This window comes from Bartonella sp. DGB2 (assembly GCF_046843095.1).
GTDB lineage: Bacteria > Pseudomonadota > Alphaproteobacteria > Rhizobiales > Rhizobiaceae > Bartonella.
The window spans coordinates 665,604-679,556 of the sequence record NZ_CP177325.1; the positions used below are offsets into that span (position 1 = coordinate 665,604).

A 13,953-nucleotide genomic window follows, 5' to 3' on the forward strand; every position below is an offset into this window, starting at 1 on the left:
AGAAAGGTCAACCACAATGAAATATGAAGCCTATACGCAAGGCCCGTTAACAGGTGCTTATTTACTTGAAGATTTTTATAATCTTTCGCGTGAAAAGGTTGTTTTTGCTCAAGGTTATCTCATTCAAGCAGGACAAGTTTTGGGGAAAATCACGGAAACGGGGAAATACGCGCCGCTTGATTTTAGTGCGACGGATGGGCGCGAAACCGCCTACGCTATTTCATATGATACTGTGGATACGACCGATGAAGAACAGGTGGCTGTTATCACAGCGCGCCTTAGTGCGGCAAAAATTGATTACATTCTTTGGCCAGAAACCGCCACTGATCAGCAAATTGAAACTGCACGCCTTGCCTTACAAGCGCATCACATCGTGCTACGTTAATTGAGCTTTTGCGAGGAGTTTACAAGATGAATTTAACAAAACTAGCCGAGCACAAGTTTTTTTTCGGCTACCACCATGACCGATGCGTTGCGCTATTTTGATTACCAACCAAGTTTGCTTGGCGCCTTGGATATTTTTCAAACAGTAGCCAGTTCAACCATTGATGTCGCCATTGAGCGCGAACAAAATATTATCAAGATTGTGCCATGCACACCACGCGGTGGGCCTGCCACTACACCCAATAGGGGCGTACGTGACATTCGTTTTGTTTCAACGCCACGTATAGCAATTGAAAGCACTATTACCGCGGCTTCTTTCCAAGATGTACGCAAGTTGGGGGAATGGAACGCTCTTGATAGTCTTTTTGACAAAGTCGCCAACGAGGAAGAACAGCTTATTAAAAGCATTGAACTTACAAAGGAGAATATGCGGCTTGGAGCGGTGCAAGGCATGGTTTATGATGCCGATGGCTCTGTATTGTACGATTGGTTTAAGCTGTGGAACGTGAAAAGGCCCCAACCTATCGACTTTAACCTTAGTGATCCAGATGCCAATATCTTATCACCTGTAGCGATGTTATCCGCCAAATGCAACGGGCAAGTAAGGGCGCCTTTATTGATGGCGGTAGTGTTATTGGTTTATGTGGCGATGCTTTTTATGATGCTTTGCGCACCCACCCTAAGGTGGAAAACATCTATCTAAATACGCAAAACGCACTTGCTTTGGGCGGTACATTCGGCGTTTCCAATATTGCAACCATTAACGGCAAGACATATCCCACTTTTACCTATGGGGGTATTCAATTTATTAATTATCGTTCGGTTGATGATTATGATGACAAAGCCCTACGTGGTACGCAAAAGGCCATTGGCATTAAATCTAATGAATGCCAATTCATACCGCAAGGAGCCGATGGTGTCTTCCAGCAAACCTTTGCCCCTGCTGAGAGCTTTGAATTTGTTAACCAGCAAGGTTTGCCGCTTTATGCTGAACTTATTCCAGATCGTGATAGCAATGCTTGGATTAAAGTTCGTATAGCTAGCTATCCGCTGTTTATTGTACTAATCCAGCCATGCTTTTGCGCGGTGTTAACGCAACAAGTCAAAGAAGAGCAAACAAAACGCTTTAGGATGAACAATGGATAGGTTGCAAGTATTGTCTGCGCTTGGGCTGGATAACATTTCTGCTGAGACTGGTGCTCAACAGATTATCGGGCTTGAGGTAAAAGACGATGTCATTCGCCCTATTGAGCGGGGGGTGTTGCACGCGCAAGTAGCTTCTGTGCAAGAGAAGACGCGCTCTATCATCATCCATGGTTTTGTACGCGAGGCCTTGATTACCTTAGACCCATTGCAAGATGGGTCTAAGCTTTCTGCTCAAGAGATTGATAAGGTCTTATTGGCAAAGGCCAAAGCGGCCATTCCTGCCCTTATCGAAAACATGGACCTAATCTTTGAGATCTTTCGCTTTGGTGCCATGCAAGGCGTAGTTTATGACGTGAATGGCAGTGTATTGGTTGATTGGTTTGATGTTTTTGGCATTAAGCGGCCAGAGCCTATCCAATTTAGCCTTGATGATAGTGACACAGACATTGCAAGCCTTTGTAGCCATGTGATAGAGGCGATGAAACGCGCCTGCCATGGTGCCTTCCCCACAAATGGAAGTGCCCTTGCCCTATGTGGAGAGGCATTTTACGATGCGCTTATCCAGCACCCACAGGTACAGGCTCAGGCCATTGAGGGCGGCTTTACCTATGGTGGTATTACATTCATGGATTATCATGGCGTTAGTGATTATGAGGGACGTGCGCGCTTTGGCATACCCGATGCAATCGGTATGAAGTCCAATGAATGTCAATTCATCCCGCAAGGGATGGGAGGGATTTTTTACGAGATCTTCACGCGCAACGACGCGGTAGAAGGCGCTCATGATAGCGTGCTTGAGATGTATACAGAGGTTTTCATGGGTGATGCGCAAACCCCGTGGATACGGCCGCGTATTTCTAGCAATGGTTTGTTTATTTGTGCTCAGCCGCAAATGTTATTGCGCGGCATTGGTTTCTAAGGCGCCAGAAACGGCTAAAGCCAAGCCGCCCGCATCAAAAAATGTAAAAGGCTTTTTTAAAGGCCTTGGTGTGTTTGAAACGCGCCTATGCAATGCTCCTTTTGTTGATATCCATGATGGAGACAACATAATAAAAATTATTCCCCTTGATCGGCTTGGTGCACAGAGCAATAGCAGGCTTAATCATGATTGAGAACTGGAACGCTAACCTTAAGGCCATGAATGATGTCTTATGTGAGACCTTTGGCAGGGCTCTAACCTATACACGCAAAACTACGGGCGAAGTTTTTAGCATAAGCGCCATTTATGACGAGACCTATGCGCAAGACCCCGTCTATGGCACAACAGATTTTACCAATCCTATTAAAATGCTTGATATTCGCCTTAGCGATATAGGCGGTGCCCCCAAACAAGGTGATAGGGTTGTTTTGGATCAGGAGACCTTCATCATTAGTGATGTGATCACCTCGACCAGCGGTATGATGAAAGTGGCTTTAGTAGAAGACCACGCCTGATAGGAAGCGCTATAATATGAGCACCCATCGCCTACTTATTCGCAACACGATTATTGACCTGCTTAAGGCTGGAAACACCATAGCTGGTAATAATGTGCTTGCGCAACGGGCGTTTGCGCTTAACAAAGATATATTCCCTGCTCTACTTGTTTACACATTAGGTGAGGATTTAGACCTTGAGCAAGTGCAAGACTACGGTATGCGGCGGCGTACCCTGCATATAGCAATTGAATGTTGCATAGCGGGCTATGAGCAGGAAGATGATATGGATCGTTTGACGTGGGATGTCGAAACCATTCTCTATCAAGCGCCTAATCTTAATAGATTGGTAGAAAGCTGTTTGTTGACCCAATGGGAGTATCATGGGGGCACAAAAGGAACGACACTCGCCCTTTGGGCGACCCTTTATTACGACATCATCTATTGCACCCATATGGCGCCAAGCGATGAAGCGGTAGTGCCACACAGCGTACGCTATATAGCTATGAGCCCGATACGGGGCTTTCGCACCGCAATGATTATCAAGAGGCTTTATAGATGTATAGCGAGCTGTATCGTCGTCTCATTGATTTAGAGCGGCGCGTTGCTGGTTTAGTGGTGGTTGGTAGTGTATCACAAGCCAATCATGAGAACGGGCGCTACCGTGTTAAAAGTGGTGATCTTGAGACCGATTGGTTACCCGATATACAGCCGCGTGCCGGCAAGACCCGCCAATGGAGCGGGCGTGATGTGGGTGAGCAAGTTGTTATGGCGTGTCCAAGCGGTGATTTGGCGCAAGGGGTGATTGTAGGGGCGCTTGCAACCGAGACTACCCAAGCGGCCGATAAAGGCAACCTACACCGCACCGTTTATCCTGATGGGAGCCAAATAGAGTATGATGATGAACGCCATAGCTATGCAATGACCATTGCGGACAAAGGCACATTTGATGTGTCTATTGGTAGTGGTGGCGGCTTTAGCCTTGCCATTGAGGGCGGCGCTAAGATCAGCGCTAAGGATGGCGTGCTAGAGATTTACGCGCCGCGTGGCATTATGCTTATCACCGATGAAACGATCGGGATTAATGCACAAGCTATGCAAACAAAACTACCCAAAGGCATTAGTATTAAAACTGATGGTGATTTGGGCATAGAAGCACAAAATGTAACCACCAAAGCCGCAAATCACATGCACCTACAAGCAGGTGGTGTCGCCATTCAAGCAGGCACGCTTAGCCATAATGGTAGCAATATTGGGCAAAGCCACGTGCATGGTGGCGTTGCGGTCGGTGGCTCTATCACTACCCCACCACAATAGAGAGATATTATGTTGATTGGCATGGATAGAGAGAGTGGAAAGCCGCTTTCTGGTATGGATCATCTGCGGCAATCGCTGATTGATATTTTAATGACTGCTAAAGGAAGCCGTGTGATGCGTCGCGCCTATGGTAGCGATGTAGCGCGCTTACTTGACCAGCCAGTGAATGCATTTTTTGCTGTGGGATCTGTATATGGCTGTAGCCCAAGCGCTTAAAGAATATGAGCCGCGTTTAAAGCTGAACACGATCTCTTATACCATGCCCCAAGCGGGCTGTGTTGAGATCAGTTTTGACGGGCTTTACATGCCAAGCGGCAAGCCTATTAAAATGGAAGGGCTGGTTTTACAATGAGCCAAAACGCCTATTTCCATACGTTAGACTTAACGCAAATTCCTGCCCCTGACTTTGTTGAAGAGGTCTCTTATGAAGCCATTCGCCAAGCTGCCATTGCTAAGTTAAAAGCGTTAGAGCCAAATTATAGTGTGCTTGAGAGCGATCCGGCAATTAAGGTGATTGAAGCCTTTTGCTATCGGGAGTTTTTATTGCGCCAACGCATTAATGATGCGGCACGCGCTAATAATATTGTGAGCGCGCGCGGACATGACCTTGATGTTATGGGTGCTTTTGCCAATGTTATGCGCCTTGATGGAGAGACGGACACGCGCTTTCGCTCGCGCATTCAGCAAGCACTAAGCGGCCTTTCAACCGCTGGTCCAAGACGGGCTTATTTGTTCCACACGATGAGCGTTTCAACAGCGATTGTGCATGCTAATGTTGATAGTCAGAACTTAGGTGAGGTGAACATTAGCCTTCTTGCTTATGAAGATGTGAAGGATGGTACAGAAGAAGAAACGGTGATCGGGCGTGCTTTATTTGCTCAACCAGAGCAAAGCGCGTTTACACGTATCCTTTGCCGCCCCGATCATGAGATTTTAAAGATGGTGCGTGCGCGTTTAAACCAAGAGGATTTACGCCCTTTAACCGATCATGTTGTGGTATCTATGGCGGTTCCAAAGCCTTATTCTATTGCCGCCAAGCTTACCATTTATCCCGGTCCCGACCAAGGCGTTGTGAAAGAGCAATCCCTAAAGCGCTTAAAAGCCTATTTGCAAGAGGTGCAAAAGGTTGGTTATAGCGCAACGCGCTCTGGCCTTATTGCCGCTCTAACAAGCACAGGCATTCAAAATGTGGTGCTTGAAGCGCCAAGCGTTGATCAGCTTTGTAAGAGTTTCGAAATCGCGCTAGCCACAGATATCGCGGTGGAGATTGACCATGTCAGCGTTTAGTTCGCTTCTGCCGGCAAGGTCAACAGCCTTTGAGCGCAATCTAGAACAAGCAACAAGCTTTCCAAGCTTACCGATTGATGCTTTGGCTGATTTTACCAATCCTGATGCTATTGCGGAACATCTCTTGCCATGGCTGGCGTTTCGCTTTGGCATTGAGATATGGAATGACCAATGGACGATCGCCCAAAAACGTCAAGTCATTGCCCGCGCCTTTGAACTCCAGCGCATTAAAGGCACGGCGGCAGGATTAAAAACCTATATTGCCTTGGTTGGTAGTGAACTACGCCAAATTGTCACACCCCCGCAACGGATGTTTTTGTCAGAAGGCATGAGCAAAGACAAGCTAGAGGCGTGGCATAGCGAGCAACCACAAATCCGCATTCGCTTTGTAAAAGAGCGGTTTCTTGCCCAAGGTGAAGCCTTTTGTGGGCAGGGCTTTTTAAACCATAGTTTTCTATTGCCATCGCGCGCACGCCAATTTTATGGGCGGCGCGCTAGTTTGTGGCAGAATGGTAAGGAGACACCGCTTACCAAAATTGACTTACCCGCAAGGCAAAAGCAGCGTGTTGAGCGCTTTCTGTTAGCAGGTGAGGCTGGACAGGGCGCCTTCTTAGGCAAGATGGGGCGTAGCTTTTTAGGTGTTTGTAAGAGAGAGCCACAAATTATCACAATACGCCAAGACGTGGATTACTATGATCAAACCTCGCCCCTATGGCCTAATGGGGTGAGCGCCTCTCTTGAACCTATGGACGTGCGACCTAAGCGGATGTCAAGCAAAGGCGAGGATGCCTATGGCATGTTTTGTGGCAAAGGAACAACGCGTTTTCTAGGGCGCAACTTTTTATTGCCCTCCAAAGCCCATGAGATGATCTATGACTCTATTGCGCTTTATGAGCGCAAGCCAACATGGGCTAAGCGCACTACCGGTGCTTTTCTTGGCCATTGCCGCCTTTCTATGCCCGCCTATCAGGCAGAAGTGGCTATTGATTTAAAGGTTAAGAGCCGGCCACGCAGTAGTTTCTTGGGGGTGAGCTTTTTAGGAAAGAGCTTTTTATACACGAAAGACCACAGCCAAATGCAACAGGTCGCGCGCGCTATTGCCCTTTCCAAAGCACAACGCGACCAAATTTTGGTGACATGGCAAACCACGCGTCCCCGCCGCTTTGATGACCAAACACCGCTTAATGGATCGGTGCGGTTTAATAGCGCGCTACCCTTTCAGCTTTAGGAGTATTTTATGGAAAAGACCGCCATCTTTTATCCACGACAACAAATGACCCCAGACTCTTGCAATAATATTGGTGAGTTTGCGCGCGAGGGTTTGGATCATATTGTCCATGATGCAATCACCAGCACCACCAAATTTTGGAACTTTCCCGTAGCCAAGACCGGCCCCATGGAGGTAACGGTTGGCGAAGGCAGGCTTTATTACAATGGCAAAGTATATGCGCGCCAAGAAGATAATGGGGTGATTTTATCCCTTGCCAACTACCTACCAACCATCACTAAGAAAATTGTCACCATTGCGGTTTGGGGCAAAACGCTTGATAGCGCTATTGAACAGGTTACCTTTCTCGTAAAGGAAGGGTCAAATGAAGTCGAAGCACGCCCCGTAGCGACCATTAATCAGCGCTTTGCAGAGGTTAATGCGGTAGAAGGCATTGAGAATGCCAATCCACAACCGCCCATCCTTGATAGCGCTGTGGTACCTGTAGCCTATGTCACGCTCACACCTGCGGGCATAGCCTCAATTGAAGCGGTGCAAGAGAATAGGATTATCTCGCTTGAGAAGGTACAAACCGATATCACAAATGTGAAAGGCTGGATGCACAACACAGGTAAGCGCATTGATACGCTGGATACCGATATGACCGCCTTAGCATCAAGCCTTAAAGGCGTGGTGCGCCAAGATGAGTTTTTTAATGCCGCCGCTGATATTGGTCGCCTCAAGGCGCGGGTTGGCATGCCTGAAGATATGTCCTTTTGGGGTGCTGATCACTATTTAAGCCTTAAGCAATCCGATAGTGATAGCCAACACCCTGAGTATCTTTGTAAGGTTGAAGAAGGTATACGCTTTGGCAACGCGGCTGAGCGCAAAGCTAATATCAACTTGCTTAATCCATTAGAGCCGCGTGTTATGCTTAATGGCAATTTTGCGCTTCCCGCCTATAGTCCTAAACTAAGGCTTGATCTTGCGGGCAAGGATGGTGAGATTATCCTTTCGCAATATACGGTGCGAAGCGGTGTGAACATGGTGCAAAAGACCCGCACCCGCACACGCATACGCTATGGGGTTACAAGGTCGGTATGCACCAATTCTTCTTGGTGGAATTCGGGGCGCTATGACCCCGTTACGGGGATCTTTCGCAGGGATGGTGAGACATGGGAAGTACACACCAGAAGATCGTCGCAACGCCGCCGCCCATACGGGCTATGTGCGGGTGACCCAATTTTGGTATGATAGTTATGATGAAGCCTATTGGGATGCGCAGGTGGAAAAGTTCACCCTAAACGGCACGATTGCCGCGCAAACATGGCTCAATGCACAGGATGGTTGGTTGACCCATATTGATTTGTTCTTCTCACAAATCGCTAAAACGGGTGACATCCATGTATTGATCACAGAAACCGATCACGGCGCACCTGATTTGAACAAGGTGTTGGCGCGGGTCAAGATCGCAGTAGAGGATCTTAAAGTCTATCCCCATGAGACCAAAGTCCCTATAGGCCCCGTCTTTGTGACCAAAGGTCGCTATGCTTTGGTTTTAGTAACAGATGGTGCGCATATGGCCTGCACGATCAATGGCAATAAATATGGCCAAGGCCAATATTTTTATTCGGGCGATGGCGGCGGCTGGTTTATGGGCGACGCTAAAATTGATCTTGCTATGCGCGCCTTTATTATGCCCATTTCAACGCAACACGCGCAGAAGTGCAAGTGGAGCCATGGGTGTTGGAAGGCGGCATTGGTGATGTTGATATTTTGGCCGAAAGCTTTGTGCCCGAAGGCTGTCAATTGGTGTGGCAAATCCGTGTTGAAGGCCAATGGAGACCCATTGCTAGCGATGCACCAAACCTCTTGCTCGGTCTTAACCCGCTTTATGAAGCGCGCTTGGTGTTCATTGGAACAACTGACCTTATGCCAAGCTTTACCTTTGGCTCTGCGTCAAGCATCACAACAGCGCGCGCACGCACAGATTATACCCATATCTCAAAGGCACGCACAATGCCTACAGGCGTCACCCTTGTAGAGGTGCGCTTAAGGCTTGAAGACTACGAGCAGACTAACCACACATGCCTTGTGCGGCTTATGACTGGGGATGGATTTAAAAGCCTTACTGCGCCAAGTAGCGTCAAGGATTATAAAACTGAAGATCCCAACGCGATTGAACGACGCTGGCAATTTAAGTTTACCTCCCTCAAAGCCTATAAAATCAAGATTACCGGCACCACTAAAAGCCCACTTAACACCTATCACGTAGCAGAGCGCGTTGATATTGGTCGCACAGCGTAAAGGAGAAGACCCATGGCAAAGACGACACAAGAGAGCAAATATGAAGCCGATATCTATTATAAGGTCACATTCAATAGACCAGTGACCCTTCATAATACAACCTATACAGCGATTAGTACCAATTATTTTCTAGGAAGCCTGCTTGAAGACGTTGACCCCGCTCTGATTGAGGAAGTCATTAGAGTTGGGCCAGAGGTTTAAGCGATAGATACAAAGGTTTTAGCTGTGCAGCAGGTAGAAAAGAAACATCCACAAAGCCGCTATCCAGCCTATTGTGTACGCGGTAGTGATATTTTAGATGATGTGCGCTGGAACCGTTTGGTGCGCGATCTTGACACGCGTCTATTAAAGGTTGAAGGCCAAAGCTTTAGCTTTGATGAAGCCAATAATGAAGTGTTGGCTATGGGGCTTAAACGGCTTAATGAGATTTTAGGGCCGATAACAGAGCGTTTGCGCAAACTCACAGAACTTGGGTTTTTGCTTGCTGATGTGGATGGTGCTTTAAGCGTTCGCCAAGGGGATATCCGCGATATTGCCTTAGTTAAGGGTGATCAAGCCGAAAGCTTTGTGCCCTCACCCTTCGTGGCTTTAACCAGCAAGCATGATAGTACGGCTTACGCCATTTGCCGGATGATTCACTATGATCGTGAGAGAGCGGTTTTACGACTATTTGTCATGGCGGTTTATGGGGCAAACAGCGATGCAACGCTTGGCCCCTTAGATGATTGGCAAGTATCAGCCTTAGCCGCCGCAACCATGGCTAGTCAGACCCTATTTGATCAGACGAAAAGGTTACGCGATGACGTAGCCCTTGATAAACAAAAGGTCGAAGACGATAAGCAGCACGTGCATGTCGATTTAAACAATGCGATACAAGCACGCAATGGTGCGCAAGTAGCAAAAGACGACACGCAACAATTGCTTGCTGATTTTAAACAACGCTATCTAGGGGCGCTTACAACCTTACCTGTCAAGGCTCCTATCGGCACTTTGGCGTTTGATATAAGCCAACATCCCAATCAGATGAAGCAAATGTCTAAAGATGGCTGGGTTCCCACTTCTACGGTGTCGATTGGTGGTTTGCGTCAACAGCTTTATGTCACAAAAGTAGAGGGTGAAACGGGTCCATTTAAGGTTGATGGTGGGTTTGATGATGGCATGGTCTTTATAAGCGGCAATAGTTATTATGAAGATTATGGCTTAAGTTTTAACAAAGCAACGAGCACCTTTGCGATCAAACTAACAGCGCCGCTTAAAGCCGGCACGCAGATTTTGTTTTGGGGCTATTTAAAGAACGATGCGAGCGACATCTATACTAAAAAAGAGGCTGACCAAACGCTTGCTAGTACCAAGCAACAAATAGAGCGCGACATTACCACCACCAAGGAACAGATAGAGCAAGAGCTTAATCAAAAGCTAAAAGAACAAGAAAAAGCGCTCGCGGCACAAGAGCAGAAATTTGCAAAGGCAATAGACGACATTAATAAAAGGCTAAGGCAAACTTCTACAGTACCCGATATAGAACTCAAATATACTGAGAGTGGCCATATTGAATGGCCTAAAGACATCAAAGACGACAGCCTTGTTGAGATATGGGCTTGGGGCGGTGGTGGCGGTGGAGCCAATAACTTTAGCGGTGGAGGTGGAGGCGGCGAATGTGTCATCAAAAAATTTTTAAAGAAAGACCTAGCAGGTTTTGAAGACTTTACTATAGGCAGAGGAGGCGCTGGTGGGCAAAGTAACTTATATGTTGGCTATTCAGGAGGTAATACGAGCTTAGGCAAAGGAAATGCTTATGTTTTGGCGCGTGGTGGTGACGGCGGTGCAAATTACGCAGGAGGCTCAGGAGGCGGCGCTTTTAGAGGTACAGATAAGAGATACGAACCTGGAGATAATGCTATCTATGGTGGTGGCGGCGGTGGTGGTAGTAAAGGTGATCGTGAGGGCTTTAATGGAGGCAACTCTATTTATGGCGGCGGCGGTGGCGGTGGCGGTAGTGATAAGTCTACTGGCGGCGCGGGAGGTACTTCTATCTATGCTGGTCAAGGAGGAGCCGGAGGTAGACCCTTCAATTATGGAGCTACTGGCGCCTTTCCTGCTGGCGGCGGGGGTGGCGGTGGCGAAGGCTTTTATGGAGGCCGCGGAGCCGACGGTATGCTCCTCGTCAAAATTTGGTACTAAATCAACATAATTTAAAGGAAACACAGTATGTATTACGCAGTTGTAAAAGAGGGCGTGGTGATTAACACAATCGTTGCGCCCGAGGACTACACCTATCCATTTGATGACGGAGCTATTGCCATTCCCTCTGATGAGGCGGGTATTGGTTGGCGCTATGAGAATGGTAAGTTCATCCCGCCAGAGGAAGCAGAAATAAAAAGAAAGATGGAAGAAGCCCCGGCGACTTCTAAGAAGCTTGCAGCCTTGGTACAAGCACAAAAAGGAGAGGAAACCCAATAAAACCATCTAACAGATCGTAGGAGATTGACTTACATACTATATCATATGATATACAATCAAATTAGCGATGCACCAAAAGGGGGTAAAGTTATGGCGTCAATGCAAGCAGATATTGTTAACCGTATAATGCGCTTACCAAAACCTTATAGCTCTCAGCTGGCGCTCCAGCCCCTATTCGAGGCAGTCAGTAATTCCCTTCATGCGATTGAGGATGGTTTTGATCAAGATTCTATAGAACGCGGTAAAATTACCGTCAATATCCAAGGCCTTAAATCTCAAGCCGACATCATAATTGAGGTAATTGATAATGGTATTGGCTTAGATGAATCCCATTTTTTGGCATTCTGCACGACTGATACGGGCTATAAACTCGAACGCGGTGGTAAAGGTGTCGGGCGGCTCCTTTGGTTAGATGCTTTTAATAATATCTCAGTTACAAGTATTTACTATGATTCTGATAAAGGATCTATGTTTCGCCGCTCTTTCACCTTAAACTTAAAAAACGATGACCAAGTCAAAGAGGAAGAAATCCAAAAGGTTCTGACTCCTACTAGCACAGGAACGACGGTTGTTTTTAAAGGTTTACGCGAAAAATCCTACAAAGAGCACTTTCCGCGTACGGCAAAACCCATTATTGATTATTTTGCTTCGCATTTTTTTGCCAGCTTTATTACGGGGAAGTCGCCACTCATTGAGCTAAATGTAGAACAAGATACTGCAATATTTCCAAAAGATGTTGAAGCTTTTAAAGTTGAATATGAAGGCATTACTGCCATACAAGACGAAAATAACAATAACTTTAAAGATTTGAAACTCATGAGTTTTATTTGCAGCAAAAATACCAGTAAAAGTTTTAAGGGCAATCATCAAATACATTTTGTTGCTAATGATCGTACGGTGATGACTCGGCAGGTTGATGGATTGCTAGGCATTGGTTGCTTCGGTCCCGAAAAAAGTTATTGCTACCATGGATGCATTACCGGAGATTTTCTTGATAAGCAGGTCAATCAGGAGCGTACACAATTTAATTTTGAGGAGAGCACGGTCGAGGATATCTTGAAAAAATGTGCTGATCATGTGCGAGAACAAGTTATTTGTGATGAGATAAAACAGTTTGACAATGAACGCTCTATAGAAATGAAAAAATTCGTAGAACAATATCCGTCCTTTGGTTTTGCAGAAATCTCTGAGCTCTTAAAGAACGTGCCTCGAAACGCTATAAATGATGAGGAGTTTGCAAAGGCTTTGATTCCTCATCGGATACGTCGCGACAAAGAGCGCAATAAACAAATCAAGACTATTATTAATGACGTGCAAAGTAGAGGGTTTCCATCCGAAAGTTTAATAGAAGATGTTAACGATAAGGTACAGGAGGCGGCAGATGCTATACGTGCTGAAGAACAACGACAATTAACTGAATATGTGTTGCGGCGCAAAACTATGCTTGATCTCATGGGTGCTTTCATCCAGCCTGCACAAAACGAAGGTCAAGCTCATGTATATGAAGAAGCTCTTCACAAGTTGATTTGTCCAGTAAAGCTAAGGGGCGATGATCCAAAAAAAGTAAAATCATCTAAACATGACCTGTGGATTATTGATGAAAGGCTTACTTTTACCAGTTATTTCGCATCGGACGAATCATTTAAAAATATCACTGGTGAGAAAGGAAACTTAAAACGACCCGACCTTTTTCTTTATGATCACGTCTATGGCCTTAGTGAAGAAGACGACAATCCTCTCAAACGCGTAATGCTTGTGGAATTCAAGCGCCCTGGATTCGCATCATACAAAGATGACAAGATGCCAATGGATCAGGTCACGGATTATATTGCAGCTCTCCAAGATAAGAAAATTAAGAAATTTGACGGTAGTGATATCCGTCTAGCTGATGATTGCGTCTTTTACTGCTATATTATAGCTGATATTTTAGGAAAGCTTGAAGAACGTGCGAGATACATGTCTACTACTGCGAATGGGCGAGGTCGCATACAGATCTTAACTAATGAGGCGCGGGGTAGCATTGAGATTATCCAATGGGCTGACTTACTTAATGATGCTCGCTTACGAAACAGAGCTTTCATAGAAGCCGCAGGACTTCGATATGAGTCTCTAAAGAAGTAGACCAAAAGGAAACCACGGCGACTTCCGAAGAAATGAAACCTTGAACACCCTGACTGCTTTTGCTATATTTGGAGTGTGGGTGGCATAAAACCACCCACGATAGCTTACCAAAAGAATATAACGCTCAGATCGATCTGCAAGCAACCTGACGTTTTTCTAATTGTAAGCTTAACTCTTATGGGGATAAACCTCATAGAATTAACCTCCAAATAACAGCAAGGGCTTCTTGCCTAAGTCGAGGGAGCCCGTCTCCCTCGATAGCTTGCTTGCTCAAGCCTTCTGCTTTTTGCTGTTGAGTCTTTCTAACGCCT

Annotated in this window: 17 protein-coding genes and 1 pseudogene; all 18 read left to right on the forward strand. The window is 46.4% G+C overall.

Annotated elements, in window-relative coordinates:
* The first annotated feature begins 16 nt into the window (after nt 1-16).
* The 18 genes and pseudogenes from ACK28X_RS03595 to ACK28X_RS03680 all read left to right on the forward strand — a co-directional run bounded on the left by ACK28X_RS03595 (nt 17) and on the right by ACK28X_RS03680 (nt 13,642).
* Nucleotides 17-385 (forward strand): head decoration protein, encoded by a 369-nt coding sequence (locus ACK28X_RS03595; protein WP_412057106.1) that lies wholly within the window; start codon nt 17-19, stop codon nt 383-385.
* 75 nt (nt 386-460) lie between these two features.
* Nucleotides 461-1,530: pseudogene (locus tag ACK28X_RS03600) on the forward strand (major capsid protein).
* Nucleotides 1,523-2,449 (forward strand): major capsid protein, encoded by a 927-nt coding sequence (locus ACK28X_RS03605; protein ID WP_412057107.1) that lies wholly within the window; start codon nt 1,523-1,525, stop codon nt 2,447-2,449. The pseudogene ACK28X_RS03600 and the gene ACK28X_RS03605 overlap by 8 nt, the downstream one beginning before the upstream one ends.
* Nucleotides 2,439-2,642, forward strand: a complete 204-nt coding sequence (locus ACK28X_RS03610) for a hypothetical protein (protein ID WP_412057108.1) — start codon at nt 2,439-2,441, stop codon at nt 2,640-2,642. The genes ACK28X_RS03605 and ACK28X_RS03610 overlap by 11 nt, the downstream gene beginning before the upstream one ends.
* Nucleotides 2,635-2,964: a hypothetical protein gene (locus ACK28X_RS03615; protein WP_412057109.1), complete on the forward strand. Its 330-nt coding sequence runs from the start codon at nt 2,635-2,637 to the stop codon at nt 2,962-2,964. Before ACK28X_RS03610 ends, ACK28X_RS03615 begins: the two co-directional genes overlap by 8 nt.
* Before the next feature lie 16 nt (nt 2,965-2,980).
* The gene (locus ACK28X_RS03620; protein WP_412057110.1) at nt 2,981-3,538 is read left to right on the forward strand and encodes a hypothetical protein; all 558 of its coding nucleotides are present in this window, start codon (nt 2,981-2,983) and stop codon (nt 3,536-3,538) included.
* Nucleotides 3,502-4,260 carry a phage baseplate assembly protein V gene (locus ACK28X_RS03625; protein ID WP_412057111.1) on the forward strand — a complete coding sequence of 253 codons (759 nt, stop codon included), beginning with the start codon at nt 3,502-3,504 and terminating at the stop codon, nt 4,258-4,260. Before ACK28X_RS03620 ends, ACK28X_RS03625 begins: the two co-directional genes overlap by 37 nt.
* A gap of 21 nt (nt 4,261-4,281) precedes the next feature.
* The gene (locus tag ACK28X_RS03630; RefSeq protein ID WP_412057112.1) at nt 4,282-4,476 is read left to right on the forward strand and encodes a GPW/gp25 family protein; all 195 of its coding nucleotides are present in this window, start codon (nt 4,282-4,284) and stop codon (nt 4,474-4,476) included.
* Nucleotides 4,454-4,612 (forward strand): hypothetical protein, encoded by a 159-nt coding sequence (locus ACK28X_RS03635; RefSeq protein ID WP_412057113.1) that lies wholly within the window; start codon nt 4,454-4,456, stop codon nt 4,610-4,612. Before ACK28X_RS03630 ends, ACK28X_RS03635 begins: the two co-directional genes overlap by 23 nt.
* A complete protein-coding gene (locus ACK28X_RS03640; protein ID WP_412057114.1) occupies nt 4,609-5,547 on the forward strand; it encodes a baseplate J/gp47 family protein in 939 nt (312 codons plus the stop codon). Before ACK28X_RS03635 ends, ACK28X_RS03640 begins: the two co-directional genes overlap by 4 nt.
* The gene (locus ACK28X_RS03645; RefSeq protein WP_412057115.1) at nt 5,534-6,775 is read left to right on the forward strand and encodes a phage tail protein I; all 1,242 of its coding nucleotides are present in this window, start codon (nt 5,534-5,536) and stop codon (nt 6,773-6,775) included. Before ACK28X_RS03640 ends, ACK28X_RS03645 begins: the two co-directional genes overlap by 14 nt.
* Nucleotides 6,776-6,784: 9 nt before the next feature.
* Entirely contained in the window at nt 6,785-8,008 is a 1,224-nt protein-coding gene (locus ACK28X_RS03650) for a hypothetical protein (RefSeq protein WP_412057116.1), read from the forward strand.
* Nucleotides 7,920-8,798, forward strand: a complete 879-nt coding sequence (locus tag ACK28X_RS03655; protein ID WP_412057117.1) for a hypothetical protein — start codon at nt 7,920-7,922, stop codon at nt 8,796-8,798. Before ACK28X_RS03650 ends, ACK28X_RS03655 begins: the two co-directional genes overlap by 89 nt.
* Entirely contained in the window at nt 8,774-9,061 is a 288-nt protein-coding gene (locus tag ACK28X_RS03660) for a hypothetical protein (protein ID WP_412057118.1), read from the forward strand. Before ACK28X_RS03655 ends, ACK28X_RS03660 begins: the two co-directional genes overlap by 25 nt.
* A gap of 12 nt (nt 9,062-9,073) precedes the next feature.
* Nucleotides 9,074-9,262 carry a hypothetical protein gene (locus ACK28X_RS03665; protein WP_412057119.1) on the forward strand — a complete coding sequence of 63 codons (189 nt, stop codon included), beginning with the start codon at nt 9,074-9,076 and terminating at the stop codon, nt 9,260-9,262.
* A 24-nt stretch (nt 9,263-9,286) separates the two neighbouring features.
* Entirely contained in the window at nt 9,287-11,242 is a 1,956-nt protein-coding gene (locus ACK28X_RS03670; protein ID WP_412057120.1) for a hypothetical protein, read from the forward strand.
* 27 nt (nt 11,243-11,269) lie between these two features.
* Complete coding sequence (locus ACK28X_RS03675; protein WP_412057121.1) at nt 11,270-11,521, forward strand: hypothetical protein; 252 nt, start codon at nt 11,270-11,272, stop codon at nt 11,519-11,521.
* 90 nt (nt 11,522-11,611) lie between these two features.
* A complete protein-coding gene (locus ACK28X_RS03680) occupies nt 11,612-13,642 on the forward strand; it encodes an ATP-binding protein (protein ID WP_412057122.1) in 2,031 nt (676 codons plus the stop codon).
* The last annotated feature ends 311 nt before the right edge of the window (nt 13,643-13,953 follow it).

Excerpts from the sequence above, each read along its gene's own strand:
- ACK28X_RS03595 (WP_412057106.1), top strand. The coding sequence starts at position 17 with ATGAAATATGAAGCCTATACGCAAGGCCCGTTAACAGGTGCTTATTTA.
- ACK28X_RS03605 (WP_412057107.1), top strand. The coding sequence starts at position 1,523 with ATGGATAGGTTGCAAGTATTGTCTGCGCTTGGGCTGGATAACATTTCT.
- ACK28X_RS03615 (WP_412057109.1), top strand. The coding sequence starts at position 2,635 with ATGATTGAGAACTGGAACGCTAACCTTAAGGCCATGAATGATGTCTTA.
- ACK28X_RS03620 (WP_412057110.1), top strand. The coding sequence starts at position 2,981 with ATGAGCACCCATCGCCTACTTATTCGCAACACGATTATTGACCTGCTT.
- ACK28X_RS03625 (WP_412057111.1), top strand. The coding sequence starts at position 3,502 with ATGTATAGCGAGCTGTATCGTCGTCTCATTGATTTAGAGCGGCGCGTT.
- ACK28X_RS03630 (WP_412057112.1), top strand. The coding sequence starts at position 4,282 with ATGGATAGAGAGAGTGGAAAGCCGCTTTCTGGTATGGATCATCTGCGG.
- ACK28X_RS03635 (WP_412057113.1), top strand. The coding sequence starts at position 4,454 with ATGGCTGTAGCCCAAGCGCTTAAAGAATATGAGCCGCGTTTAAAGCTG.
- ACK28X_RS03640 (WP_412057114.1), top strand. The coding sequence starts at position 4,609 with ATGAGCCAAAACGCCTATTTCCATACGTTAGACTTAACGCAAATTCCT.
- ACK28X_RS03645 (WP_412057115.1), top strand. The coding sequence starts at position 5,534 with ATGTCAGCGTTTAGTTCGCTTCTGCCGGCAAGGTCAACAGCCTTTGAG.
- ACK28X_RS03650 (WP_412057116.1), top strand. The coding sequence starts at position 6,785 with ATGGAAAAGACCGCCATCTTTTATCCACGACAACAAATGACCCCAGAC.
- ACK28X_RS03655 (WP_412057117.1), top strand. The coding sequence starts at position 7,920 with ATGGTGAGACATGGGAAGTACACACCAGAAGATCGTCGCAACGCCGCC.
- ACK28X_RS03660 (WP_412057118.1), top strand. The coding sequence starts at position 8,774 with ATGCCTACAGGCGTCACCCTTGTAGAGGTGCGCTTAAGGCTTGAAGAC.
- ACK28X_RS03665 (WP_412057119.1), top strand. The coding sequence starts at position 9,074 with ATGGCAAAGACGACACAAGAGAGCAAATATGAAGCCGATATCTATTAT.
- ACK28X_RS03675 (WP_412057121.1), top strand. The coding sequence starts at position 11,270 with ATGTATTACGCAGTTGTAAAAGAGGGCGTGGTGATTAACACAATCGTT.
- ACK28X_RS03680 (WP_412057122.1), top strand. The coding sequence starts at position 11,612 with ATGGCGTCAATGCAAGCAGATATTGTTAACCGTATAATGCGCTTACCA.